The following is a 253-nucleotide window of genomic DNA, read 5'->3' as shown; positions in this document are numbered from 1 at the left end:
CCCTTGCTGCCACTCTCGACAACATCAAGCAGCGACTGCAGAGCCAACAGCACACGCTTGAAATCTCCCTGGGCGACAGAGATGTTGACGCTTATCACCGGCTCGCTGTCCGCGCGGAACTCGATGCGCTCTGGGAGGCTGTTGAAGTGCTCGCCGCCCTCATGTCCGGCGTGGAACTTAGTCGTGTGCCGATCCACGATTATTTCGGAGAGCGACGGAAGTAGTGACCCGCACGCCTGCTGCCCCTCTCGAG

1 protein-coding gene is annotated in these 253 nt (G+C 60.5%); it reads left to right on the top strand.

Annotated features, from left to right (window positions below; genetic code table 11):
• A partial coding sequence (locus Q4548_RS16915) for a hypothetical protein (RefSeq protein WP_303457237.1) occupies positions 1 to 224 on the top strand: 224 nt, incomplete at its 5' end.
• Positions 225 to 253: the final 29 nt, after the last annotated feature.

Source organism: Wenyingzhuangia sp. 2_MG-2023 (genome assembly GCF_030548295.1).
GTDB lineage: Bacteria > Bacteroidota > Bacteroidia > Flavobacteriales > Flavobacteriaceae > Wenyingzhuangia.
The sequence above is the reverse complement of the archived record's forward strand: the minus strand, read 5'-3'. Positions and strand labels throughout refer to the sequence as shown.